Source organism: Bradyrhizobium denitrificans, from assembly GCF_013179005.1.
In the GTDB taxonomy this organism is placed as follows: Bacteria; Pseudomonadota; Alphaproteobacteria; order Rhizobiales; family Xanthobacteraceae; genus Bradyrhizobium; species Bradyrhizobium denitrificans.
Genome location: NZ_JABFDP010000007.1, coordinates 239172 through 264329, shown reverse-complemented (window position 1 = coordinate 264329; position 25158 = coordinate 239172). Strand labels below are relative to the sequence as shown.

Below are 25158 nucleotides of genomic sequence, written 5' to 3'. Positions count from 1 at the left end.
TCCCCTCTTCACACCCCAACAACAACAACGCCGCGCTGAAACCTCAGCGCGGCGTTTTCGTTTGTGGCGTCGTTGTTTGCTGCCTCGTTGCTGCTCCGGCTGCGTCTTTCCCGGTCCGTCGATCATCGTCCGTCGATCATTGCTCATTCCACAAGTTGCCGACATCGGCCTTCTTGCGGTAGGTGCTGAGGTCCACGGTCTCCATTTCGGGATCGTCGCCCTCGGAGCCGTGCAGCGCGTAACCGTAGCCGCGCGGCAGGGCAGGCGATGCGAGCAGCCATTCGTATGAACTCGTGAACATGCCCTGTCCGAGATCGGGCACGTGAAACACACCGCTGATGCCGGTCCGCTCGAGATGCCGGCGAACCATCGTGTCGAACTTGCGCGCGAACGAGCGCGGATCATCACGCGGTTCGAGCCGGACAAACTCCCAAGTGTCGTATTTCGAATCGCAGTCCAGATGCGCCACGGCATGGCGGAAGCAGTCCGGAAGGTTCAAGGGAATCACGGTCTCGCGCCCGCGTTGCCCGAGCTCGACCAGATTGGCGAGCGGCAGCTGCTTTCCGGTCTCCGGGTCGTAATGCACCTGGGAGCTGAGACCGAGGCAGAGGCTTTCCAGGGAGAAGCCGCGCGACCGGAAATGCTGCAACAGCTCGTTGGAGACCGACAGATTTGCGTTGCCCGCGACAGCGCAGGAATTCGGAAAGGCGCGCATCCGCAGCTCGCGGGTTGCGATGCCCTGGCGCGCCAGATCGCCAGCGGTCATGTCGATGAGCGCGAGCTTCGGGTCATCGGCCCGGGCGAGGCCGCAGGCGAGCAGGAGCGGTGGGAGCGCCGCGGCCAAGCGGCGCAGGACGACAATTCGCACCTTCATCGCGATCGCTCCTTCATGGCTGCTGCAATTGATTCGGGGCGGCGTTGACCGACCTCATCGTGGCTTCGATCTCGGCCATCAGCGGATGGCCATGGCCGCGTCGGCGCAGCACGGCGAAATCGTCGCGCATCTGCCGTCGCAGACCGCCGGCATCACCCGGTGCTGCATCAAGCTCCCGGTAGATCGTCCGTGCCGCATCCGGCTGGCCCGACAGCATCAAAGCGTGGGCATAGTTCAGGCTGACCCAGTCGCGTTGCGGCGACAGCTCGACGGCGCGCTGTCCGACCCAGAGCGCGCGTCCGAACTGTCCGTCATTGACCGCCGTCCAGCACACTGTTCCCAATGCCCGCCGCATCCGCGAGAGCTTGTCCCTGGTCGCATCGGCATTGATGCTGGCCGCGAGCAGATATTGCTCGGCCATTTCACGCGCCTCCGCGACCCGGTCGATGTGCAGCATCAGCTCGCTCGAGCGCCGATAGGCTTCTGTCAGCTCGCTCAGCCAGCCCGGATCCTCCTGCGAGGTCGCGAGCCGCTCGCGAAGCTGCAGCGCCTGCCAGAACTGGTCGATGGCGCGATCCGATTCGCCCATCCGCCCCAGCAGTTTGCCCATCATCTCGCGCATTGCCGCGGCATCGCGTTGCCAGCTCGGCTCGGCGCCTGCGGCGGCCATGGCCCGGTCGAGCAGAGCGACGCCGCGTTGGAACACGGCCAGCGCCTCGTCGTGCCGCCCCAGCAGATCGAGCGCCTGGGCCCGCCGGTCGAGGCTGGACGCGACGTCGCGTTGCCGGTCCGGGGCCGTCTGCTCAATCCCGGCGAGATCGCCATAGGTCTGCAGATCCTTGTCGGCCCAGCCCAGGGCTTCGCCGGGATTGCCGAGCTGCAGCAGCGCATCGGCGATGCGCTGATAGGTCGCTGACACGAGTTGCCGCCGCTCGCCCCGCGCCGGTTGCGAGTCGGCGAGCGCCTCGAGATGCGACAGCGCTTCGCGATAGAGCGGGAGCGCCGTGTCGGCGCGTCGGCTCGTCAGCTGAACATCTCCGAGCCGGTTCAGCGCCGCGGCCAACGGCTCGCGCGCGGGCGCCGACCGATCGGCCAGCCCGCGCCACAGCGTCAAGGACGCGCGAAAATGACGCTCTTTGTCCGCGGCATCCGAGAGCTCTCCGATCCGCTGGTGCAGCATCGCCGCGCCTGTCTGCCACGCCGCGCCATCAGCGGCCGTGGTGATGTTCGCTTCGGCCATGCTGAGACAATTCCCCAGCAGCTTCAGCGCCGCCTCGCCCTCGCCAACCTTCAGGGCAGTCGCGGCGAGCGCGTCATAGGCCGGCAGATTGGCGAGCGTGCAGGGCTGGATCTGCGGCGTGGCCGCCGAGGTCTCGCGCGTTGTCCGGATCCGCAGCGCCAGCGCCTGGACGCTTCGATTGGCCGTGCTCTGGACCTGATCCAGCGCGCGCTCGGCACGGCGCTGCTCGGCTTCGGCGATGTCCCGGGCCTGAATGGCCTGCCACGCCTGCCAGCTCGCGACCGCGGCCATCACGAACAGGACAAGCGCGGCCGTCAGGAACACGCGCTGCCGGCGCGTCTCCTGGCGCGTGTGGTTGAAGCTGCGCACCAGCTCAGCGACGATGTGATCGCTCGGCTCGCCGTCCGCATCCGGCAATGTTTCCGGCAGGCGCAGCCAGTCGCGCTCACGCACCATCGCAGCCAGCGGCGCGTCCGCGGGCGCAGCCGCCAGCGCGCCGTTGAGATCGAGGATCACCGGGCCGACATCGCTCGCCAGCGCCACCGCAACCTCGCGCCTGACCCATTCCGACCTGAAGGCACCGGGACGCCCGATCACGACGATCTTGCGGCTCTTGAGCACTTGCCGCCGGGTCTCGCGTCTGAGATCGGCGCCGGCCACATATTCGGTCTGATCGAGAAAGACGCGGAAGCCGGCATGCTCGAGCCGCTCCTTCAGCCGCTGCGGCAGATGCATTCCGTCGGACCGGCTGTATGACAGGAAGAAGTCGTAGCCGAACACGCGATCGACCAGCCGCGTGATCACGCGCTCCGGCCGCATCTGCTCATCATGGGGCGGGGATACGGTCATGGCGATCGCAACCTCGAAGCGAGCGCAACCAGATGACCACGTGATCCCGGTCCGGACAAGTCACCTTCGCGGGGTGATCTGCATCGGGGTACCACCCTGCATGCCCGGGAGCCGGCGCCGTGACATGCTTGGGGATCTCGGCCAGCACGCAGATGCGGCGAGACAGAACGCCGCGATGGTGACAGGCGCGGCGGAATATCCGGAGGACAGAGGAGAGCCTATGCCGCACGATCTGAAGAGCATCGCCAGCTTCCATGCCCACATCTATTACGATCAAGAGACCCGCGCGGACGCCGAGCAGCTGCGCAACTGGATCGGCGAACGCTTCGCCGTCACGCTCGGCCGCTGGCACGACGCGCTGGTCGGCCCTCATGAGCGCGCGATGTATCAGGTCGCCTTCGCCGTCGAGCTGTTTGCAACCCTGGTGCCCTGGCTGATGCTCAACCATGGACGCCTGAGCGTGCTGGTGCACCCGAACACGACGCACCCGCTTGCCGATCACACCGCGCATGCGCTGTGGATCGGCGCGCAGCTCGGCATTCGCGGGGAGAAACTGCCGGAGACCAGCGAGGCCGAGCTGCCGCTCGCGCCGAACACGACTCCGACCCTGCCGGCCTGACCGCTCGACGCGGAGTTGCTGCGCCCGGAGCGAATTACAAGGCTCCGTCGTGATCGAATGCCGTCAGAATGATCTCTGCACTGTCGATGTCGAAATTGCTGGGGCCGAGCAGGCGTGGCGCCAGCGCGCGTCGGCCGGGCAGGGCATGACCGCCGCCTTCGACGCGATAGAGCGATACGCCGCCGGTCACCTTGCAGTTTTGCCAGCTGATCTGCGTGACCGACGTGCCGTTCGTATCATCGCGATGCGGCAACGCGACCATGCGCTGGGCGTCGCAGCTGTCGCGCCGGGCGAAGAACGCCGCCGTCGTCTCCGCGCTCCACACCAGGCCGCGGCCGCCGCGCAGCCCGACTTCGCCGCCGCGATAGGGCACCATCGGATCCGCCGTGCCGTTGATCATCACCACGGGCATCGGCCTGGCGGTGCAGGGTTCGACGCCGGCCGGCATGTTGGCGATGATGGTGCCGATGCCGGCGAACAGCTCCGGCGCCTTGCAGGCCAGCGCGAAGCTCATCATGCCGCCATTGGAGATGCCGGCCAGATACACGCGGTGGGGATCGGCGACGCCGTCCGCCACGAGACGGCGAACCAGCGCGCGGATGAAGCCGATATCATCGGGCCCGTTGTGCCCATCCATGCGGCCGTCATTCCACTGCCGATCCAGGCCATCAGGAAACACGGCGGTAAAGTTCCGGCGCGCGGCGGCTTCGGCAAAGCCGGCCGTGCGCGCGGTGCCGGCCCCGGAGCCGAGCGCGCCATGCAGCACGATCACGGTGGGGCGCGGCCCGCTGCCGGCCGGTATCACCAGCGCATGACGCGGGCCATCGGTAGTGTCGATGACCATGTCGCGGTCGACGGCAAGGGCTGGGGCCGACGCCAGCATGGCGATGACAGCAAACATCAACAGGCCGTGCGGTCTCATCGGCATGTCTCCTGCGGAACGATTGTCACCGGCGTGACGCGACGGCGGGCACACCACGCCAGAAACGGGCGATCAGTCCACCCCGCCGTCGTCACCGAGCTCAGGTCGCGGCCGGCTCAGCGGCTGACGGTACGGCTGTAGCTGTAGGAATGGCCGCGCGGGCCGGTGCCCTGGCCCTGCCGCGTACAACTGCCAGCGCTGCAGCTGGCCGATCCCGAGCGCGACCAGCTGTTGCCGGCCGGGCCGGTGCCGCCGCCCTGCCAGGCGCAGGTGCCGCCGGAGCAACTGCCGGAACCGCCGAAGCTGGTGGTGCCCCGCAGGCCCGTGACCGCACCGCTGCGTGTCCAGGCGCTGGCGTCGCTGGCGGTCGCTGCCGCAGCGGCGGCGACAAACAATAAGGTCGCGATCAGTCTCTTCACGTCACTCTCCCGAGGTCGATGCTGCAGGCATTCGTGTCCTGCGCAACAGAAGGTGCCGCGCGAATGTCGTGGCGTGATGCACGGCTGATGTCATCGCGTAACGGAATGTAACAGCAGGCGCCGGCTTATTGCCAAACGGCGAATTTTGCGCATCCATCAGGGGGATGAGCATCCCCTCGGCCACGCTTCTGATGGTGGAGGACGATCCGGAGATCTGCCGGCTCGTGCGCGATTTCATGCGTCGGGAAGGCTTCGAGATCGAGGTCGCCGAGAATGCCGCGGCCATGGACGCCGTGCTGCGGCGGCTGCGGCCCGATCTGATCATTCTCGACCTGATGCTGCCGGGCGAGGACGGGCTGTCGATCTGCCGCCGCCTGCGTCAGAGCGACGACATTCCGATCCTGATGCTGTCGGCGAAAAGCGACGAGATCGATCGGGTGGTCGGGCTGGAGCTCGGCGCCGATGACTACATGGTGAAACCGTTCGGACCGCGCGAGCTGCTCGCCCGCGTCCGCGCGCTGCTGCGGCGGGCGCAGGCAAGTCCGCGGCGTGAGGCGAGCCAGCGCTTCGCCTTCGACCGGTTCGTGCTCGACGTCGATGCGCGCAGCATCGAGACCGTGAGCGGCGGCGATGCGCCGATCCAGCTGACCTCTGCGGAGTTCGACCTGCTCGCCTGCTTCGTGCAGCGGCCCCGCCGCGTGCTCAGCCGCGACCAGATCCTTGATTTCACCCGCGGCCGCTCCGCCGAGCCGTTCGACCGTACCGTGGACATGCTGATCTCGCGGTTGCGACGCAAGCTTGAGGCGGCAAGCCCCGGGACCAGCCTGATCACCACGGTCCGCAATGGTGGCTATCTGTTCACGGCCATCGTGAGGCCCGTCGCCGGATGATGCGCCTGTCGCTCGCCATGCGCATCGGTTTGATCGTGATCATCGGTCTGCTGGTGATCTGGATCGGCACGCTGGCACGGTTCTACCGCAGCCGGACCGCAGACCTCGAAGGCGCAGCGCCGCCGCCGGCGCGGCTGGCCGCGCTCGTCGAGCTGATGGAGAGCACGCCGCCCCGGGAGCGCGGGCGGATCATCGCCGCCACATCGTCCGACCGCTTTGAAGTCCGGCTCATCGATGAAGCGGCAGCGGCGCGGTTGCCACAGGCCGATCCGACACAGCTCACACTGAAACCAGGATTGCGCGAAGCCTATGCCGATGCGCTCGGGTCGCGGCGATGGGCGATCGGCCCGGTGTCGGAGCCGGACAGTCGCTGGTGGCCGCGACTGGCGCGCGCGCCGCACAACGCAATGGAGTTTCGCATCGCCCTGAATGACGGCGAGATCCTGCAGGTCGACTCCCGCGCCTCGCTGGTGGTGACGCAGCAGGGCCTGCCGATCGGCTTCGGCGCCGGCCTGTTCGGCACCGTGGTGGCGCTGTTGGCGCTCGTGATCATGCAGCGCGAGACGCGGCCACTGGTGCGCCTCGCCGCCGCGGTCGACCGGGTTGATCCGGCCGGAGCGCGGGTGCCATTGCCCGACATCCGTCGCAACGCGCCGGAGGTTCGGGCCGTCGTGACGGCGTTCGGCCGGCTGCAGGACCGGCTCGCCGAGCTGATCCAGGCGCGCATGGCGCTGGTCGGCGGCATCGCGCATGACGTCCGTACCTTCGCGACCCGTTTGCGGCTGCGCGTCGACCAGATTCCGGACGACGCCGAGCGGCAGCGCGCCGTGGTCGATATCTCCGACATGATCCGGCTGCTCGACGATGCGCTGGTGGCGAGCCGCGCCGGCGCCGGCGAACTGCCACAGGAGCTCATCGCCTTCGACGAGGTGGTGCGCGCCGAAATCGACGATCGCCGCAACCAGCACGCGCCGGTGCGGCTCGATCGGGCAGGGGAGTCCGGCGAGCTCTTGCTGCTCGGCGACCGCCTGGCGCTGCGCCGGATCATCGCCAACCTCATCGACAATGCACTGAAATATGGGCGGGTCGCCGATGTCGCGCTGCGGACCGAGGCGGCGCACGCCGTTCTGATCGTCGATGACCAGGGCCCCGGCATTCCGCCCGACAAGCGCAATGCCATGCTGGAGCCGTTCACGCGCATGGACATGTCGCGCAATCGCAGCACGGGCGGCGCGGGTCTGGGGCTCGCGGTTGTGCGAACCCTGGTAGAGGCGCATGGCGGCAGCATCGAGATCGCCGATGCGCCGCGCGGCGCGCGCATCATCGTCCGGCTGCCATTGTTTCAGGACAGTGCCGACGGCCAGTCTCACGCATGACCCAAGGGCGTCATGCGCTGCGTTGTTACAGACGGCTGGCGGTCAATTGCTGGCGATAGCGTTCGGCGTCCCAGTTCAGCAACGCCTGCTCGTGTTCCGCCGCGAGATAAACGATATCCGCGTCGCGCGGCAGGCGGCTGGTGACGAGGGCGAGGCAGCTCAGCATGGCCTCGGCGCCCGGGCTGGCATCGCGACGAATGATCGCGCCGAGGCCCGGCGCGAGCGCGGCGACCGGCGCCGGCAGGCGGTTCGCCTCCGCGCGTGTGAGCAGCGCAGCGAGGGCGTCGGCGCCGTCTACCGTCGGCAGCCCCGGGCCGAGAAACACCACGTGATCCGGATAAAGCGAGCCGCCGCTGGCAACCGCCCGATTGAACGGATCGGTCGCGATGCAATGGCAGCCCGCATCCAGCGGCAGGCGATAATCCGTGCCGGCGCAGAGCCGTCGCAGCGCGGCTTCGTCGGGGGCGGGCGCCGCGCGGACAGGGAGCGCCAGCCGCGCTTCGACGTCGCGCGCCAGTGCCAAGGCGGCGTCGCAGCTCTCGGCGCCGACCACCAGGCCATGATTGCCGAGCACGAGAACGTCGATGCGGTCCTGCGTCACGATCTCGCCGACGGCGCGCGCCAGCGGCAGGCCGGGATGATGATAATCGAGATGTCGCCAGGCCAGCCCTGCGAGCCGCGTGGCGAAGGCGTCGCTTGCGTCGCGCCGCACCGCCCAGGCGATCGTGTTGACGGAATGCACGTGCAGCACCACCCGGTGCGGCATCAGCGCATGCAGCGACGTCTCGATTGAGGCGCGTAAGTTGCCGGGCGCGGCCAGCGGAATGCGCTCGTCGTCACGCGCGAGCGCTTCAAGCGCGGCCGGCAGCAGCACCGGCACGAAAATGTCCTTCTCGGCGGCGTCGGACAGCCATGTCCCCGACGCCTTCACCCAGAGCAGATCGCCGTCCTTGAGCGAAGAATTGCCGCCGGCGCCTTGCACCATCGACATGTCGCGGCCGACGCGTGCCGACATCTCGCGTAACGCCATCAAATCACCGGGCTCGCGCATCGATCGGTCTCCTCTCACCAAACAAGATGCTGCATGGTCCAGGTCGGCATCCGCTGCGGCGCGCCGGCCAGCCGGCGGGTCGCGGCGGCGAGATCCGGCGCGCCGGCCAGCGTGGTGCGATGTACGCCGTCGCTGAGCAGCAATGTCTGCAGGCCCTGGGCGCGACCGCCGGCGACGTCGTGGTCGAGCGAGTCACCGATCATCAGTACGCGATGCGGATCCGGATCGCCGAGTTGCGCCAGCGCCGCCGCAAAGATCGGTCCATGCGGCTTGCCGACGAACGACACCCTGCCGCCCAGCCATTCATAGGCGCGCGCCAGCGTGCCGGGCGCGGGCACCAGGCCAGTTGCGCCAAACATCATCAGGTCGGGATTGGCGCAGATCATCGGGACGCGCCGCGCCGCTGCGTGCGTGAATTGGTCGCGCCACAGGTCGGGCTCAGTGACCTCGTCGTCGAGGCCGCCGAGCAGGATGAAGTCGGCCTCGCGCAGGTCGCTGACGATCACGAGATCCAGCCCTTCGGTCAGAGAACGGTCGCCGCCGCGGGTGATCAGGAAACAGGCGCGACCGCAATCGGTGAACGGCGCGCGGTTCCGCTCGCGTAAGCCGTTCCAGGTCACCTCGCCCGAGGTGAGAATGCCGTCATAGGCGGAGCGCGGCACGCCGAGCCTGGCGAGCCGCTCGGCATTCTGGCTGGCGCGCTTGCCGGAGTTCGACAGCACGAGAACGCGTTTGCCGGCCTCCCTCAGCCGGGCGAGGCAATCGAGTGCGACCGGAAACACCGTCCGTCCGTCATGCAGCGTGCCCCATTGGTCGAGCAGGACGTGATCGAACCGGTCGGCGATGGCGGACAGGCCGCTGATCTCGCAGGCCGCCATCATCGCGGTGGCCCCTGCAGCGCCAGCAGAGCCGTGCCGTAGCTCGCTTCGGTGTGCGTGGCGATGCTGACGGGCACGCCGATGATGCGCGCGCGGATCGTCGCCCAGGCCGCATTCCTGGCGCCGCCGCCGATGCTGATCACGCGCCGCAGCGTCGGCGCGCCGAGCGCTTCGAGGCGACGATAGGCCAGCGCTTCGACCCCTGCGATGCCTTCGAGCAGCGCCTGGAAGAAGCGATGGTCCTCCGCCGGCCGCGGCGCGATCCGTGGCGCCAGCGCGGGATCGGCGATCGGGAAGCGCTCGCCTGGTTTGGGCAGGGGATAGTAGTCGAGTCCGGTCGGATCGTCCGGGCGCAGCAGCGGCGTCATGCGGTCCATGTCCTCGGTGGAGAAATGCGCCAGCAGCGCGGCACCGCCGGAATTCGACGCGCCGCCCGCGAGCCATTTGTCGCCCAGCCGGTGCGAGTAGACGCCCTGATCGGCGGCGAAGATCGGCTGCGTCGCCACCAGCTTGACGACGAGCGTGGTGCCCAACGAGGTCACGGCGTCGCCTGGCGTCTCGGCGCCCGTGGCGATGAACGCGGCGACGCCGTCGGTGGTGCCGGCGACGATCCGCGCTGAAGAGGACAGGCCGAGCCGGCGCGCGACCGCCGGATCGATCTCGGCAAAGGGCGTGCCCGGCACCAGAATGGTCGGCAGCAGGTCGGGCGGAATGCCGAGCTGGTCGAGCCATTGCGGCCAACAGCGCCGGACCGGATCGTAGCCGAGCTTGAGCGCGTTGTTCTCGTCGCTGACGCCGTGGCGGCCGGCCAATCTCCCCGCGATCCAATCGGCCTGATGCACGGCGTGACGCGCGCCGCTGGTCGAGGCCATAAGATGCAGGAGCTTGGCGAGCGCGCTGCTCGCGCCATGCGCGCCGCTCTCGGGCGGTGCGACAGCGGCAATGCGTTTGGCTTCGTGGGTCGCGCGCGCATCATTGTACATCAATCCGGGCGAGCGGGGGCGTCCGTCCGCATCGATCAGCAGCAGCGTGCCGGAGGTGCCGTCGATCGCGATGCGGGCGACCGCGCCGAGATCGATGATCTCGCCGAGCTTGCTGATCGCGGCGGTCGCAGCCTGCCACCACAGCTCAGGGTCCTGATCCAGCGCATTGCCGCTTTGGCGGGGCGCGGCGAGCGCCATCGCTGCCGCGCCCTGAATGTCGCCGCGCGCATCGACAGCGCAGGCGCGCACGCCGCTGGTGCCCACATCGATGCCGACAAATAGCTCCGTCATGCGACCTCATCACGGTTTGCGCGATTACGTTTTTTTCGTTGGCCGGCGCGTCAGCTTCCGTTGCGCTGCAGCACGTTTGGGGGATTGACGGCCGGATCGACGTCTGCAATTTTTTGCAAGGTGTGAAGAAATTTGCAAGTAGGCAATCCGGCGTGACGACAGCTTCCGATAGAGTTCCGATGGTGGATGGCGAGGCTTCGCTCGCCACCCGCGCGGCGTGGCTCTATTTCGCCGCCGGGCTGACGCAGTCCGAAGTCGCCGATCGTCTCAACATCCAGAGCACCAAGGCGCATCGTCTGATTGCGCGGGCCAGCCGCGAAGGCATGATCCGCGTCTTCGTCGAGGGGCCGGTCGCCGAATGCGTGGCGCTTGAAAACGCGCTCGCCGAACGTTACGGGCTGGCCTTCTGCCGCGTCGCACCTGATCTCGGCGAGGGAGATCTGCCGCTGAAGGCGCTTGCCTTGGAGGGCGCGAGCTTCCTGCGTCAGGTGCTGGAGCGTGGCGACGACAAGATCATCGGCGTCGGTCACGGCCGCACGCTTGCCGCCGTGGTGGCGCAACTGCCGCAGACGCCGGCCCGCGACGTTCAGTTCGTGTCGCTGCTGGGAGGCCTGACGCGAAAATTCGCCGCCAATCCGTTCGATGTCATCCATCGTCTGGCGGAGCGCACCGGGGCCGAGGCCTATCTGTTGCCAGTGCCGGTGTTCGCCAATTCGGTGGCGGACCGTGCCGTGCTGATGCAGCAGTTCGGCATCGCCGACGTGTTCGCGCTGGCGCGACGCGCGTCATTGCTGTTCGTCGGCATCGGCCAGATTCACGCCGACGGCTTCCTGGTGTCGAGCGGCATGATCAAGCCCGACGAGGTCGTGGAGTTGAAGCGTGCCGGCGCCTGCGCCGATCTGCTCGGGCATTTCTTCAACGCCGAGGGCGAGCTGCTCGATCTCGATCTGTCGGCGCGCGCCACCTCGATGTCGGCGGAAGATCTCAGGAAACACCGCATCGTCGCCATTGGCGGCGGCGAGGCGAAAATCACAGCCCTGCGCGCCGTGCTGCGCAGCGGCTTTCTGAACGGTCTGATCATCGACGAGACGACCGCTCAGGCACTCGCTACCGACAAGCCGGAGAAAACATCCGGCCAATCCAAGAAGAAGAGTCGGAAGGGTAGGTAACGCTAACAACCAAACGATGGGAGGGTATCATGTACGATCGCGAGAAGAACCTGTTTGCATCCTATGCCGGCAAGCGCATCAGCCGGCGTGACCTGCTCGACGGCGCCGCCAAGCTCGGCATCGCCGGCGCCGCAGCCAATGCTGCCTTTGCCTCCACGATGTCGAAGGCCCTGGCGGCGGACTTCAATTGGAAGGCGCAGAGCGGCAAGACCGTCAAGCTGCTCCTGAACAAGCATCCTTATGTCGATGCGATGATCGGAAATATCGAGGCTTTCAAGAGCCTCACAGGCATGAACATCACCTACGACATCTTCCCGGAGGATGTCTATTTCGACAAGGTCACGGCGGCGCTGTCGTCGAAGTCCGATCAGTACGACGCCTTCATGACCGGCGCCTACATGACCTGGACCTATGGTCCGGCCGGCTGGATCGAGGACCTCAACACCTACATCAAGGATCCCGCCAAGACCAATCCGGCGTTCGCCTGGGATGATGTGCTGCCCGGCCTGCGCTCGTCGACCGCGTGGGACGGTGTCGCCGGCTCCGAGCTTGGCTCGGGCAAGGCCAAGCAATGGTGCATCCCGTGGGGCTACGAGCTCAATAACGTCACGTATAACCGCAACATCTTCAACAAGGTCGGCGTGAAGCCGCCGGGCAATCTCGATGAGATGCTCGAGGTCGCTGCCAAGATCACCAAGGATGCCGGTGGGCCCTATGGCGTCGGCGTGCGCGGCTCGCGGTCTTGGGCCACCATCCATCCTGGCTTCCTGTCCGCCTATGCCAATTTCGGGCAGAAGGACTTCGTGATGGAGGGCGGCAAGCTCAAGGCCGCGATGAACACCAAGGCCTCGAAGGAGTTCCACGACAAATGGGTCAAGATGATCCAGGGATCGGGCCCGAAGAATTGGTCGACCTACACCTGGTACCAGGTCGGCACCGATCTCGGCGCCGGCGCCTCCGGCATGATCTTCGATGCCGACATCCTCGGCTACTTCATGAACGGCGGCGAGAACAAGGAGCGCGGCAATCTCGGCTATGCGCCGTTCGCGGCCAATCCGGCCGCCAAGGCGCCGACGCCCAACGTCTGGATCTGGTCGCTGGCGATGTCGAGCTTCTCCAAGCAGAAGGATGCGGCCTGGCTGTTCATGCAGTGGGCGGCTTCGACCGAGCACGGCCTGTTCGGCGCACGCAAGATGGACTTCGTCAATCCCGTCCGCACCTCGGTGTGGAAGGACAGCGAATTCCGCGACCGCATCGCCAAATCCTATCCGGGCTATCTCGAGCAGCATGACCTCTCGGCACCGGGGGCCAAGATCTACTTCACGGCGCAGCCGCTGTTCTTCGATCTCACCACGGAGTGGGCGGCCTCGCTGCAGAAGATGGTGGCCAAGGAGGTCAGTGTCGATGAAGGTCTCGACAAGCTCGCCGAGAGCATCAACCGCCAGCTGAAGCAGGCCGGCCTCGGTTGAGGCCGCTGCCGTTCCTTCCATGACCACCTGCTGGTCCGGGCGCTCCCCACAAGTGCCCGGACCGGCCCATCTTCCTGCGACGATGTGATCACACCTGTCATGAGCATGGCCGAACTTGTGCAGACCGATGCGGTGCCACGCCGCCCCAAACGACGGCGCGGGCGCCTGCTGCCCTATCTGTTGAGCCTGCCGGCGCTGCTGGTCTGTATCGCCATTCTGGTGCCGTTCGTGACCGCCGCGATCTACTCGCTGCAGCGCTACCGGCTCAATCTGCCGTATCTGCGCGGCTTCATCGGCGTCGACAATTACATCGACTTCCTGTCCGATCCGGCGTTCTGGAATACGCTGCGCATCTCGCTGGTCTATACCGCCGTGACGGTTGTCGCCGAGCTGCTGCTCGGCCTTGGCATCGCGCTTTTGCTGCGTCGGCCGACGCGCTTTCACAATGCCGTCTCGATCATGCTGCTGCTGCCGCTGATGACGGCGCCGGCCATCGCCGCCTTGATGTGGAAGCTGATGACCAATCCGAGCTTTGGCATCCTGTCCTATCTGGTCGGCCTGCTCGGCGTGCATGATTTCAAATGGGCGTCCGACCCGTCGACCGCGCTGTTCACGGTCGTTCTGGTCGACGTCTGGGTCTACACGCCGTTCATCATGATCCTGCTGCTGGCCGGCCTGCGCTCGCTGCCGCGGCAGCCGTTCGAAGCGGCGGCGCTGGACGGCGTGCCGGCGAGCTTCGTGTTCTTCCGCATCACGCTGCCGATGCTCGCGCCCTACATCATCACCGCGTCGCTGTTCCGGCTGCTCGACTCGATCCAGCAATTCGACATCGTCTATGCGATGACGCAAGGCGGCCCCGGCGACCGGCTGATGGTGTTCCAGGTCCAGGCCTATCTCGAATTCTTCCAATACACCAATGTCGGGCGCTCGGCGGCGCTGTTGATGATCCTGTGGCTGATCACCAACATCCTGTCGAACATCTTCATCAAGAACTGGCTGCGGCTGCGCGCGCGCGCCCATGGCCACGCGTAAGGGAGAGACGTCGTGGATCACTCCAGTCTGGCTGGTCGTATCTTCCGTGGCATCGCGCTCGCGCTGGTGCTCGTGTTCTTCATGTTTCCGATCGTCTGGATCCTCCTGATGTCGTTCCAGACCAATGAGCAGATCCTGCGCATTCCGCCGCGCATCCTGTTCGAGCCGACGCTCGCCAATTACGAGGCGCTGATCTCCGGCCAGCTGCGCACAGCCGCCGGCAATCTGCAGATCTCGTTCATGCGCAACCTGATGAACAGCTTCCTGCTGTCGAGCGCATCGGTGATCCTGGCGCTGCTGCTCGGCGTGCCCGCCGCCTATGCGTTCGCGCGCTTCAAGTTCCGGCTCGGCGAGACCATCGCCTTCACGCTGCTGTCGTTCCGCTTCGCGCCGCCGCTTTTGGTGCTGCTGCCGCTGTCGCTGTATTATCAGCAGCTCGGCCTCAACGACACTTACTTCGGCATCGTCTGGGTCTATCAGCTGATCGCGTTGCCGCTGATCCTGTGGATCGTGCGCGGCTATTTCGAGGATATCAGCCCCGACATCGAGCATGCCTACCGGCTGGCGGGTCATTCCTGGCGCGAGGCCTTCACCCACATCGCGGTCCCCCTGGCGGGACCGGGGATCGCCGCGGCGGGATTGCTGTCCTTCATCTTCTGCTGGAACAATTTCGTGTTCGCGCTGATCCTGGCGTCGGCCGACAAGCAGCCGGTGACCGTCGGTGCGCTCGCTTTCGTCACCGCCTCGGGCATTCAGTACGGCCAGATTGCTGCCGCGATCGTGCTGTCGGTCACGCCGACCCTGCTGCTCGCGCTCTACGCACAGCGTTATCTGGTCGAAGGTCTCTCACTCGGTGCGGTCAAGGGTTGAGGTCATCATGGCGCGTCTCGAACTCAAAGCCGTCGACAAGTCCTTTGGCGCCGTCAGCTGTGCCAAGGGCGTGTCGCTGACCGTCGAGCCCGGCGAGATCGTCGCGGTGTTCGGCCCGTCCGGCAGCGGCAAGACCGTGCTGCTGCGCATGATCGCGGGAATGTTCGAGCCTGACGACGGCGACATCCTGGTGGGCGGCCGCTCCATCGTCGATGCGCCGCCCGAGCAGCGTGGCATCGGCATGGCGTTCCAGAATTTTGCGCTGTTTCCGCATATGAGCGCGCGCGACAACATCGCCAGCGGCTTGCGTGCGACCGGCGCGTCCGACATCGCCGCCAAGGTGACGGCAATGAGCCGGCTGTTGAAGATCGAGCACGTGCTCGGCCACCGGCCGCGCGAATTGTCCAACGGCCAGAAGCAGCGCACCGCGCTGGCCCGCGCGCTGATCGGCAATCCCGAGGTGCTGCTGCTCGATGATCCCTTGCGCAATGTCGATGCCAAGCTGCGCTATGAGATGCGACTGGAACTGCCGAGCCTGCTGCGCCGCAGCTCAGCGGCGGCGCTCTATGTGACGCAGGATTACCGCGAGGCGATGGCAATCGCCGATCGCATCGCGGTGCTGATCAACGGCCGGCTGGTGCAGGTGGCGCGGCCGGAGGAGATCTATGCCCGGCCCGCATCTGTCGCGGTGGCGCGGCTGTTTGGCGATCCCAGCATCAATCTGTCCGAGGTGTCGCCGGTGGCCGATCAGGGGCGGCTGACGGCCGCCATCGCCGGAACCGAGATCATGCTCGATCGCAACGAGCGGGAGACCAACACGCGGCAACGGTGTTGGCTCGGTGTCCGTCCTGACGATGTCGTGGTGACGCGTCAGAATAGCGGTGGCGCGATCCCGGCGCGGGTGGTGGCGATCACGCCGATGCATGAGCGCGCCGTGCTGCTGCTGCGCTTTGCCGACGGCTCCGAATGGCTGGCGGCGATGGCGCCCGAGGCGCTGGAGGCCGGCGCCGACGAGGAGGTGTTCGTGCAGTTCGCACCCGAGGCGGCGCTGTTGTTCGATCATGCCAGCGGAGAGCGCATCGGCCTGCCGCCGCGGCGGCAGGCAGCCTGAGGATCAATCATGGGAATGCTCGAGATCCGCAACGTCGACAAGGTCTATCATACCCGGGGCAAGCCGCCGGTCCATGCGGTGCGCGCACTCGACATGGATATCAGGTCGGGCGAGATCGTTGCGCTGCTGGGCTCGTCGGGCTGTGGCAAGACCTCGACGCTGCGCATGATCGCCGGCTTCGAAAGCGTGAGCTCCGGATCGATTGCGCTGGCGCAGCGGCCGATCCATGAGCTGCCGCCGGCGAAACGCCGGGTGGCGATGGCGTTCGAAGGCTATTCGCTGTATCCGCCGCTGACGGTGCGCGAGAACATCGCCTTCGCGCTCAAGGCGCAGCAATTGTCGCGCAGCGAGATCGCTCAACGCGTTGACAATATCGCGCGCCTCGTCGAGATCGAGGACATCCTGGACAGCCATCCGCGGGCGCTCTCGGGCGGCCAGCAGCAGCGCGTGTCGCTGGCGCGCGCGCTCGTGCGCGACGCCGATCTCTATCTGCTCGACGAGCCGATGGGGCAATTGGAGCCGCAGCTGCGCGCCGTGCTGCGCGGCCGCATCAAGGGGCTGCTCGCCGAGCGCGGCATGACCGCGATCTTCGTCACCCATGACCAGACCGAGGCCAGCGCGCTGGCCGATCGCATCGCGGTCATGGAGGACGGCGTGTTGCAGCAATTCGCCAACGAGCGGGAGCTGAAGAACCGCCCGGCCAATCTGTTCGTCGCGAGCTTCATCGGCGAGCCCCCGATGAATCTGCTGGAGACGACGGTGAGGCGCGCCGAGGCCGGCTTCCGTCTGACGGCCGGGTCCGGCATGGCCTTCGATATTCCGAGCCAGACCCTGGCACCTGCCGCGCAGCAGGCGCTGGCGCAGGCCGACCGCATCAAGGTCGGCATTCGCCCGCAGCGGATCGCGATCGGCAGCGGCGAGGCGCGCCTGCGCGTCGTGTCCAATCAATGGCTGGGCGACCAGTCGCATGTCGCCGGTGAGTGCGCCGGCCATCTGCTGGTGGCCGTCACGTCGAGCAGGGTCGCGGCCCGGCCGGGCGACGTCGTGCCTTGCGCTCTGGACGCCAAGAATCTGCATCTGTTCGGGACCGACGGTCTCTGCATCCGTCATGCGGAGGCGCGCTGATCATGGCGTCCGCTACGACCCGCGACGTGATCATCGGCATCGACGCCGGGACCTCGGTGGTCAAGGCGGTCGCCTTCACGCGCGATGGTCGTCAGATCGGCGACTTCGCCATTCCCAACAGTTACACGACGGCGCCGGGCGGCCGGGTCGAGCAGGATATGCAGCGGACCTGGGCCGACACGGTGGCGGCGCTGCGTGGCCTGGCGCAGGCGGTCCCGGACCTCGCCCGGCGCGTCTCGGCGATCGCCGTGACGGGGCAGGGCGATGGCACCTGGCTGATCGATGCCGATGGCCGCCCGGTGGCGCCCGCATTGCTGTGGCTGGATTCGCGGGCCGGAGCTTTCGTCGAATCCTTCCGCGCAAGCGAGCGCAACGCCGCGCTCTATCGCCGCACCGGATCCGGTCTCAGTGCGTGTCAGCAGGGGCCGCAACTCGCCTGGCTCCAGGCGCATGATGCGCAGATGCTGGCGCGCGCCAGCACGGTGTTCCACTGCAAGGACTGGCTCTACTTCAAGCTCACCGGACAACGCGCCACCGATCCCTCGGAAGCGACGTTCTCCTGCGGCGACTTCCGCACGCGCTGCTTCGACGACGAAGCTGCAAGCCTTATCGGCATCTCCGCGGCCGCGCGGCTGTTTCCGGCCGTGGTCGATGGTGCGGCGGCAACGCACCCCTTGGCGGCCACGGCCGCCGCGGAGACGGAGTTACCGGAAGGCGTGCCGGTGGCGCTCGGCTATGTCGACGTCATCTGCAACGCGCTCGGCGGCGGCCTCTATGACCCCAGCCCCGATGTCGGCTGCACCATCATCGGCTCGACCGGCATGCATATGCGGCTGGTGAACGGCGCGGATGCGGTCAGGCTGAATCCGGAGGCGACCGGCTATACGATGCCATTCCCGGTGCCGGGCCATTATGCGCAGATGCAGTCGACCATGGCCGCGACCTTGAACATCGACTGGCTGCTCGATGTCGCGCGCGGCGTGCTCGCCATGGAGGGAATCGCGCGCTCGCGCAACGATCTGATCAGGCGGCTCGACGAGCGCGTGCTCGACGCGAGGGCCGGCGAGCTGCTCTATCATCCTTTCATCTCCGATGCCGGCGAGCGCGGACCATTCGTGTCGCACGAGGCTGCCGCGCAGCTGATCGGGCTGCGTACCCGACACGGCTATTGGGACCTGATGCGCGCCGTGATGGAGGGGTTGGCCTTCGCCGCCCGCGACTGCTACGCGGCGATGGGATCTTTGCCGGCGGAGATCCGCCTGACCGGCGGGGCAGCCCGAAGCCGGGCGCTCGGCACCATCCTCGGTGCTGCGCTCGGCAGCACGGTTCGGGTCTGCCGTCGCGAGGAGGCGGGAGCCTCGGGCGCGGCGATGATCGCAGCGGTGGCCACCAACATTTACAGCAATATGATGGACTGCGCGGAGGACTGGGTGAGACCGTATTTGGATGTGGCGCAGGCGCCGGACGCTGCGCTTGCGGCGCGCTACGAGCAGATGTTCCCGACCTATGTCGAGGCCCGCCTGGCGGCACGTCCGGTCTGGAAGCAGCTCGCCGCACAGCGCGCAGGTGCAAATCATGTCTAGCGCCGCGTCTCCTTCCATCGCCATTATCGGCGATCGTTTCATGCTGCCCTCGGTGTTCGCCGAGCGCATCACCGCTCTGTGCGGCGGCGTCGATATCCGCATGCTCGAACAGCCCTGGCCGGACGAGCCGATGGAGCACGGCTATGCCGGATCCAAGCTCGACGGCCTGAAGGAGTTCATGGGCGATCCGGACGAACTGGCCGACTTCATCGGCACGGCACCGCTGCTGGTCACGCATCTGGCACCGATTTCGCGCGCGATGCTGCAGCGGCTGCCGAGCCTGAAGTTCGTTGCGGTGTCGCGCGGCGGTCCGGTCAATGTCGACATGCAGGCGGCGCGCGATCACGGCGTGCTCGTCGTCAACACGCCCGGCCGCAATGCCAGCGCGGTCGCTGAATTCACCATCGGTGCGATGCTCGCCGAGACCCGGCTGATCCGCAGCGGCCATGAATCGATGCGCGGCGGCGAGTGGCGCGGGGATCTCTACCGCGCCGACCGCACCGGACGCGAGCTCGGTGAAATGACGGTGGGCATCGTCGGTTACGGCGCGATCGGTACCCGCGTGGTGAAGCTGTTGAAGCCGTTCGGCTGCAAGATCCTGGTCACGGATCCCTACGTCCAGCTCAGCGCGCAGGATCGCAATGACGGCGTCGAGCATGTGGCGCTCGCCGATCTCCTGGCGCGCGCCGATGTCATCAGCCTGCATGCCCGCGTCACCGCCGAGACCGCCGGCTTCATCGATCGCGAGGCGATGGCGCGGATCAAGCCGGGCGCGATCCTGATCAACACGGCCCGCGGCCCGCTGGTCGACTATCAGGCGCTCTACGAGGCGCTCAGCTCGCAGCGGCTCGCCGGCGCCATGCTCGACACGTTCGCGGTCGAGCCGGTGCCGCCGGATTGGCCGCTGTTGCAGCTGCCGAACGTCACGCTGACGCCGCACATCGCCGGCGCCTCCGTGCGCACCGTCACCTTTGCCGCCGACCAGGCGGCCGAAGAGGTTCGCCGCTATCTCGCCGGCGAGCCACCGCTCAATCCCTGCTGACGACGAAAGGCTTTCGACATGAACCGCGAGGAACGACAGATCCGCGAGAACATCATCGCCAAGTGCCGATGGATGAATGCGTCGGGTTTGAACCAGGGCACGTCGGGCAACATCTCGGCCCGCTACAAGGACAGGATGCTGATCACGCCGTCGGCGACGCCCTATGATTCGATGAAGCCCGAGATGATCGCCTCGATGCCGCTCGAAGGTGAGTACGGGTCCTGGGATGGGCCGCTGAAGCCTTCGACCGAATGGCGCTTCCATCTGGACATCATGCGCGGCCGCCCCGATGTCGGCAGCGTCGTGCACACCCATTCGACCTATGCCACCGTGCTCGCCATCGCCCGCAAGTCGATCCCGGCCTGCCACTACATGATGGCGGCGTTCGGCGGTATGGATATACGCTGCGCCGGCTATGCGCGTTTCGGCACGGCTGAATTGTCCGAACTCGCGTTGGAGGCGCTGGAAGGGCGTAATGGCTGCCTGCTCGCCAATCACGGCATGATCGCGGTCGGTGCCAATCTCGACAAGGCGATGTGGCTCGCGGTCGAGCTCGAGACCATCGCCAAGCAGTATTATCTCTCGCTGGCGCTCGGCCAGCCGCACATCCTGGGCGAGGCGGAGATCGCCGAGACGGCGCGCGGATTCTCGACCTACGGCCTGCAGGAGCTCAAGGCGAAGCCGACCAAGCCCGCGAAGTCGGCAACGAAGGCGCGCGCGGCCGCCGAGCGCCGCAAGCCCGAGAAGAAGCGCAGCAGCAAGCGATGAATGCGACGGTTTCACGCATCGGCCGGGATCATGGCGACGTCGATGTCGCCGTGATCGGCGGTGGCATCAATGGCGCGGGAATCGCGCGCGATGCCGCGGGCCGCGGTCTCAAAGTGCTGTTGTGCGAGAAGGACGATTTCGCCGAGGGCACGTCCTCGCGTTCGGGCAAGCTGATCCATGGCGGGCTGCGCTATCTCGAATATTACGAGTTCCGCCTGGTGCGCGAGGCGCTGATCGAGCGCGAAGTGCTGCTGGCCTCGGCGCCGCACATCATCTGGCCGATGCGCTTCGTGCTGCCGCATTCGCCGGAGCAGCGGCCCGCCTGGCTGGTGCGCACCGGCCTGTTCCTCTACGATCATCTCGGCGGCCGCAAACAACTGCCGCCGAGCCGCGCGGTCGATCTCGCGCATGAGCCGGAGGGGGCGCCGCTGCGGGAGGAGTTCCGGCGCGGTTTCGAATATTCGGATTGCTGGGTCGACGATGCCAGGCTGGTGATCCTCAATCTCGTCGATGCCGCGCGCAAGGGCGCCACCATCCTGCCGCGGACCCGCGCCGTCAGCGCAAGGCGGGAGAACGGCGCCTGGCATCTGGAGATGCGAGCGGCCAACGGCGAATTGCAGATCGTTCGCGCACGGGCCCTGGTGAACGCCGCCGGCCCCTGGGTGCAGGATGTGGTGCAAGGCGTCGCGGGATTGAACTCGGCGCATCACGTGCGGCTGGTCAAAGGCAGTCATCTCGTGGTGCCGAAGTTCTGGAGCGGATCGCAGGCCTATCTGTTGCAGAACACCGACCGCCGCGTGATCTTCGTCAATCCCTATGAGAGCGACCTCGCGTTGATCGGCACCACCGACATCGTGCACAATGGTCGCGCCGAGGACGTCGCGGTCGATGACGGCGAGGTCGATTATCTCCTGGCCGTGCTCGACCGCTATTTCCGCGCCGCGCCGGGCAAGGGCGACATCGTTCATGCGTTCTCCGGCGTGCGGCCGCTCTATGACGACAATGCCGACAATCCGTCCGCGGTGACGCGCGACTACGTGTTCGAGGTGCATGGGGCGGCCGATCAGCCGCCGCTGCTGTCGATCTTCGGCGGCAAGATCACGACCTTCCGCCGCCTCGCGGAGCAGGCGCTGGAGCGGCTCGCGCCGTGGTTTCCGCAACTGGCGCCGGCGTGGACGGCGGGCGCCTGTCTTCCCGGCGGCGATCTCGGCGGGCCGTTCGAACAGTTCCTCATCGATCTCGCTCGCGACTATCAGGGACTGCCGCGCGAGCTGGTGGCGCATTATGCGCGGCTCTATGGCAGCAGTGCGCGGGATCTGCTCGGCACCGCCCGCAGCCCGAACGATCTCGGCCGTCATTTCGGCGGCACATTCTATGAACGCGAACTTTTCTATCTGCGCGAACGCGAGTGGGCCGTGACCGCGGCCGATGTCCTGGACCGGCGTACCAAGCACGGGCTGCATCTGACCCGCAGCGAGCGCGAGGCGTTCGAGCTTCAGTTCTGAGGCGGTGGGAGCACCGCTGACCTGGTGAAGGAGTCTGCGCGGGGTGAACCGACGCCGGTGTGACCTGGGGCCGGCGACCGGCCCAATGCGACGGCATTCAACGGATCGTTCTGCTGCTATTTTTACCTGGAGGGCCGTCACGCCAGCCGCTACGCTTCAAGCGGCGGCAGATCGCTCTTGCGGTGCAGTCGAGTTTGCCCAGGAGAACCGTGCAGAGCGGGCTGTCGACAATCGGTCCCGACGATTGACAGTCAATTATTACACCTCTAAAAATATGCAAATTCATATAATGTGAGATGCCGGAATGGAGACGCATCCGCTGACGCTCAAGGTGCTGTCGATCGCTGCGGAGACACCGCACGTTCGGAGCCTTGTGTTCGGCGTGGAGGGCGGAGCCGTCCCGGACTGGCAGGCCGGGGCCCATATTCGCGTCGCCCTCCCGAACGGCGGAGACCGGCCGTATTCTCTGCTGGCCCTGCCGGAATTGCCGGCTGGCGTGCTGGCGCTCGGCGTGTTGCGCGAGGCCGCGTCGACCGGCGGCTCGCACTACATGCACGCGTTGAGAGCGGGCGATGTCGTAAAGGCGTCCGCGCCGGTCAACAACTTTCCTTTGCATGCTGGCGCCGCGCCGGCGCTGCTGTTCGCTGGCGGTATTGGCATCACTCCCATTCTCTCGATGGCTGCCGAGTTGAGCGCGCGAGGACATCCGTTCCGGCTGCACTATGCGGGGCGGGCGCCGGGAGGGCTCGCTTTCCTGCCACAGTTGCAGGCGATCTGTGGTCGCAGCCTTTCGATCCACTATGACAGCGACGAGTCGCGCTTGGACATCGCGGCCGCCCTGGCCGCGGCTGCGCCCGGGTCTCACGTCTATGTCTGCGGCCCGGCAGGCATGATCGAGGCGGTGAAGGCCGCGGCGCTGACGAAAGGCGTCCCGCCGGATCGCATTCATTTCGAGCTGTTTCGGGCGGAGACGCCCAGTTCGCCAGACCGGCCGTTCGAGGTCGAGCTGAGATCGACGGGGCAGGTCGTCACGGTCGCGGCAGATCAGACGATCATTCAAGCGCTGGAGGCGGCCGGGCTCGACGTGCTCTATGATTGTCAGCGCGGCGATTGTGGCATCTGCCAGTGCGGCGTGATCGCGGGCGTTCCTGATCATCGCGACGTCATTCTCAGCGATGAGGAGAAGCGCTCCAACAAGTTGATGCAGATCTGTGTGTCGCGCGCGAAATCAGACCGGCTGGTGTTGGATCTTTGAAGAGAGTCGAGGCTCGCCATGGGAAGATACGGGAATGATGCCGGCGCCATCATGGCGCTGGTCCGCAAGGCCGAGGTTCATCGCGACGTCTATGTCGATCCCGAGATCTTCGATCTCGAGATGGAGCACCTGTTTCCGAACAGCTGGATCTATATCGGGCATGCCAGCCAGCTTTCGAAACCAGGAGATTTCATCACCGCCAATGTCGGCCGCCAGCCGCTGATGGCCAGCCGCCATAGCGATGGCGCCATCCATGTCTTCTACAACCGGTGTCCGCATAAGGGCGTCAAGATCGCCTCGGAGCCGTGCGGCAACACTGGAAAATTCTTCCGCTGTCCCTACCACGCCTGGTCGTTCAAGACCGACGGTTCGCTGCTCGCCATCCCTTTGAAGAAGGGATATGAGGGCACCGGCTTTCCCGACACGCAAGCCAGCGAAGGATTGGCGAAGGTCAAGAACGTCGTGGTCTATCGCGACTTCATCTTTGTCCGTCTGAGCGATGCAGGCCTGTCCTTCGCGGACTATTTCGGCGAAAGCCTCTCGACCATCGACAACATGGTTGATCGCTCTCCGGAAGGAAAGCTCGCGGTCGTGGCCGCGCCGATCCGCTACATGCACAACTGCAATTGGAAGATGCTGGTCGAGAACCAGACCGATACGTGTCATCCGATGGTTGCGCATGAGAGTTCAGCCGGCACCGCGGTCAAGGTCTGGAAGCGCGAGCAGGGCGACTCGACGGAGACGCCGATGGCGGTGCAGCTCTATGCTCCGTTCATGAGCCCTTACGAGTTCTACGAGCAGAGCGGCATCAGGATCTGGCCGAACGGCCACGGCCATACCGGCGTTGCGAATTCCATCCACTCGAACTACTCGGATGTCGAGGGTTATGTCGAGCAGATGGTCGCGACCTATGGCGAGAAGCGCGCCCATGAGGTTCTGGGCGAAGTCAGGCACAACACGATCTACTTCCCGAACATCATGGTGAAGGGCGCCGTGCAGATCCTGCGCAACTTCATCCCGATCGCGGTCGACAAGACCCTGGTCGAGAGCTGGGTGTACCGTCTTGTCGGCGCTCCCGACAAGCTCTACGAGCGCGCGCTGATGTACAACCGCTTCATCAATGCACCGACCTCGATCGTCGGGCATGATGATCTCGAAATGTATGAGCGGGCTCAGGAGGGCCTGACATCGAATGGCAACCAGTGGGTCAATCTGCAGCGGCTGCACGAGCCCGGCGAAGCGGATGACGTCACCGCCGTCATCAATGGCACCTCGGAGCGCCAGATGCGCAACCAGTTTCATGCCTGGGCCAAGTTTATGACCATGAACATGGACAAGCGCGTCGAGGCCGCCGAATGATCACCGAGAAGAGCATCACCGATTTCATCTATCGCGAGGCCGAGCTTCTCGACACGATGCAGTGGGACGCGTGGCTCGCTCTGTTCCACGCCAGTGGGCGCTATTGGATGCCGCTGGAATGGCAGCAGCAGGATCCCGTGCTGCAGCCGTCCTTGATGTATGAGGATCTGCTGCTGCTGAAGGTGCGTGTGGAGCGATTGGCGGGTGAGCGAACCTTCAGCCAGAAGCCGAAGAGTCGCTGCCATCATCTGCTGCAGGCGCCGACGATCACTGCCTGCGATCCGGCCAATGGACTGTTCAAGGCGCGGACGTCTTTCATCTATACCGAGACCCGTGGGGATGTGCTTGAACGCTATTCGGGATGGGCGTCGCACGACCTGATCGAGAGCGATGGTCACCTGAAAATCAAGCTGAAGCGGATCGATCTCGTCAATTTCGACGCTCCGTTCGGCAACATCCAGCTCTTCATGTGAGGGCC

General features: G+C 66.3%; 23 protein-coding genes. 16 read left to right on the top strand and 7 right to left on the bottom strand.

The genetic code is table 11. The annotated features are described in order from the left end of the window. Positions 1 to 136: 136 nt before the first annotated feature. Positions 137 to 874, bottom strand: a complete 738-nt coding sequence (locus HL671_RS09940) for a hypothetical protein (protein WP_172236302.1) — start codon at positions 872 to 874, stop codon at positions 137 to 139. A gap of 13 nt (positions 875 to 887) precedes the next feature. Further along, a complete protein-coding gene (locus tag HL671_RS09935) occupies positions 888 to 2963 on the bottom strand; it encodes a toll/interleukin-1 receptor domain-containing protein (RefSeq protein ID WP_172236301.1) in 2076 nt (691 codons plus the stop codon). A gap of 220 nt (positions 2964 to 3183) precedes the next feature. On the opposite strand from HL671_RS09935, the gene HL671_RS09930 reads away from it, so the two are divergent. After that, on the top strand, positions 3184 to 3582 hold the full coding sequence (locus tag HL671_RS09930) for a DOPA 4,5-dioxygenase family protein (protein WP_172236300.1): 399 nt from the start codon (positions 3184 to 3186) through the stop codon (positions 3580 to 3582). Positions 3583 to 3616: 34 nt separating this feature from the next. Here HL671_RS09930 and HL671_RS09925 read toward each other — a convergent pair whose 3' ends face one another. After that, a complete protein-coding gene (locus HL671_RS09925) occupies positions 3617 to 4504 on the bottom strand; it encodes a CE1 family esterase (RefSeq protein WP_246579691.1) in 888 nt (295 codons plus the stop codon). A 116-nt stretch (positions 4505 to 4620) separates the two neighbouring features. Continuing rightward, positions 4621 to 4923, bottom strand: coding sequence for a hypothetical protein (locus tag HL671_RS09920; RefSeq protein WP_049795362.1), 303 nt, complete (start codon positions 4921 to 4923; stop codon positions 4621 to 4623). A gap of 164 nt (positions 4924 to 5087) precedes the next feature. Here HL671_RS09920 and HL671_RS09915 point away from each other — a divergent pair, with 164 nt between their 5' ends. Together HL671_RS09915 and HL671_RS09910 are read left to right on the top strand one after the other, a co-directional pair. Further along, positions 5088 to 5813 (top strand): response regulator, encoded by a 726-nt coding sequence (locus HL671_RS09915; protein WP_172236299.1) that lies wholly within the window; start codon positions 5088 to 5090, stop codon positions 5811 to 5813. Continuing rightward, positions 5810 to 7189 (top strand): sensor histidine kinase, encoded by a 1380-nt coding sequence (locus tag HL671_RS09910; protein ID WP_172236298.1) that lies wholly within the window; start codon positions 5810 to 5812, stop codon positions 7187 to 7189. Before HL671_RS09915 ends, HL671_RS09910 begins: the two co-directional genes overlap by 4 nt. Positions 7190 to 7214: 25 nt before the next feature. Here HL671_RS09910 and HL671_RS09905 read toward each other — a convergent pair whose 3' ends face one another. Genes HL671_RS09905 through HL671_RS09895 form a run of 3 tightly spaced genes read right to left on the bottom strand, consistent with a single transcriptional unit; the run spans position 7215 to position 10392 of the window. Next, positions 7215 to 8240, bottom strand: a complete 1026-nt coding sequence (locus HL671_RS09905) for a class II aldolase/adducin family protein (protein WP_172236297.1) — start codon at positions 8238 to 8240, stop codon at positions 7215 to 7217. Positions 8241 to 8254: 14 nt separating this feature from the next. Beyond that, the gene (locus HL671_RS09900; RefSeq protein WP_012043347.1) at positions 8255 to 9121 is read right to left on the bottom strand and encodes a TIGR01459 family HAD-type hydrolase; all 867 of its coding nucleotides are present in this window, start codon (positions 9119 to 9121) and stop codon (positions 8255 to 8257) included. Further along, positions 9118 to 10392: an FGGY-family carbohydrate kinase gene (locus tag HL671_RS09895; RefSeq protein WP_172236296.1), complete on the bottom strand. Its 1275-nt coding sequence runs from the start codon at positions 10390 to 10392 to the stop codon at positions 9118 to 9120. Before HL671_RS09895 ends, HL671_RS09900 begins: the two co-directional genes overlap by 4 nt. A 179-nt stretch (positions 10393 to 10571) precedes the next feature. On the opposite strand from HL671_RS09895, the gene HL671_RS09890 reads away from it, so the two are divergent. The 13 genes from HL671_RS09890 (at position 10572) to HL671_RS09830 (ending at position 25153) form a co-directional block, all read left to right on the top strand. Further along, positions 10572 to 11561: a sugar-binding transcriptional regulator gene (locus HL671_RS09890; protein WP_041750651.1), complete on the top strand. Its 990-nt coding sequence runs from the start codon at positions 10572 to 10574 to the stop codon at positions 11559 to 11561. 29 nt (positions 11562 to 11590) lie between these two features. Next, positions 11591 to 13030 carry an extracellular solute-binding protein gene (locus HL671_RS09885; protein ID WP_012043350.1) on the top strand — a complete coding sequence of 480 codons (1440 nt, stop codon included), beginning with the start codon at positions 11591 to 11593 and terminating at the stop codon, positions 13028 to 13030. A 105-nt stretch (positions 13031 to 13135) separates the two neighbouring features. Beyond that, positions 13136 to 14062, top strand: a complete 927-nt coding sequence (locus tag HL671_RS09880) for a carbohydrate ABC transporter permease (protein WP_172236313.1) — start codon at positions 13136 to 13138, stop codon at positions 14060 to 14062. Positions 14063 to 14074: 12 nt separating this feature from the next. After that, positions 14075 to 14932 (top strand): carbohydrate ABC transporter permease, encoded by an 858-nt coding sequence (locus tag HL671_RS09875; protein ID WP_172236295.1) that lies wholly within the window; start codon positions 14075 to 14077, stop codon positions 14930 to 14932. Positions 14933 to 14939: 7 nt separating this feature from the next. After that, the gene (locus HL671_RS09870) at positions 14940 to 16043 is read left to right on the top strand and encodes an ABC transporter ATP-binding protein (protein ID WP_172236294.1); all 1104 of its coding nucleotides are present in this window, start codon (positions 14940 to 14942) and stop codon (positions 16041 to 16043) included. Between the two features lie 15 nt (positions 16044 to 16058). Continuing rightward, positions 16059 to 17168 (top strand): ABC transporter ATP-binding protein, encoded by a 1110-nt coding sequence (locus tag HL671_RS09865; RefSeq protein ID WP_012043354.1) that lies wholly within the window; start codon positions 16059 to 16061, stop codon positions 17166 to 17168. A gap of 2 nt (positions 17169 to 17170) precedes the next feature. Beyond that, positions 17171 to 18751: an FGGY-family carbohydrate kinase gene (locus HL671_RS09860; RefSeq protein WP_172236293.1), complete on the top strand. Its 1581-nt coding sequence runs from the start codon at positions 17171 to 17173 to the stop codon at positions 18749 to 18751. Then, positions 18744 to 19793, top strand: a complete 1050-nt coding sequence (locus tag HL671_RS09855; RefSeq protein WP_172236292.1) for a 2-hydroxyacid dehydrogenase — start codon at positions 18744 to 18746, stop codon at positions 19791 to 19793. Before HL671_RS09860 ends, HL671_RS09855 begins: the two co-directional genes overlap by 8 nt. A gap of 18 nt (positions 19794 to 19811) precedes the next feature. After that, positions 19812 to 20561: a class II aldolase/adducin family protein gene (locus HL671_RS09850; protein WP_012043357.1), complete on the top strand. Its 750-nt coding sequence runs from the start codon at positions 19812 to 19814 to the stop codon at positions 20559 to 20561. After that, a complete protein-coding gene (locus tag HL671_RS09845; RefSeq protein WP_012043358.1) occupies positions 20558 to 22066 on the top strand; it encodes a glycerol-3-phosphate dehydrogenase in 1509 nt (502 codons plus the stop codon). Before HL671_RS09850 ends, HL671_RS09845 begins: the two co-directional genes overlap by 4 nt. Positions 22067 to 22370: 304 nt before the next feature. Further along, complete coding sequence (locus tag HL671_RS09840; protein ID WP_172236291.1) at positions 22371 to 23321, top strand: PDR/VanB family oxidoreductase; 951 nt, start codon at positions 22371 to 22373, stop codon at positions 23319 to 23321. A gap of 18 nt (positions 23322 to 23339) precedes the next feature. Continuing rightward, positions 23340 to 24680, top strand: a complete 1341-nt coding sequence (locus tag HL671_RS09835; RefSeq protein ID WP_172236290.1) for an aromatic ring-hydroxylating dioxygenase subunit alpha — start codon at positions 23340 to 23342, stop codon at positions 24678 to 24680. Then, positions 24677 to 25153 (top strand): aromatic-ring-hydroxylating dioxygenase subunit beta, encoded by a 477-nt coding sequence (locus HL671_RS09830; RefSeq protein ID WP_012043361.1) that lies wholly within the window; start codon positions 24677 to 24679, stop codon positions 25151 to 25153. The genes HL671_RS09835 and HL671_RS09830 overlap by 4 nt, the downstream gene beginning before the upstream one ends. Positions 25154 to 25158 lie beyond the last annotated feature (5 nt).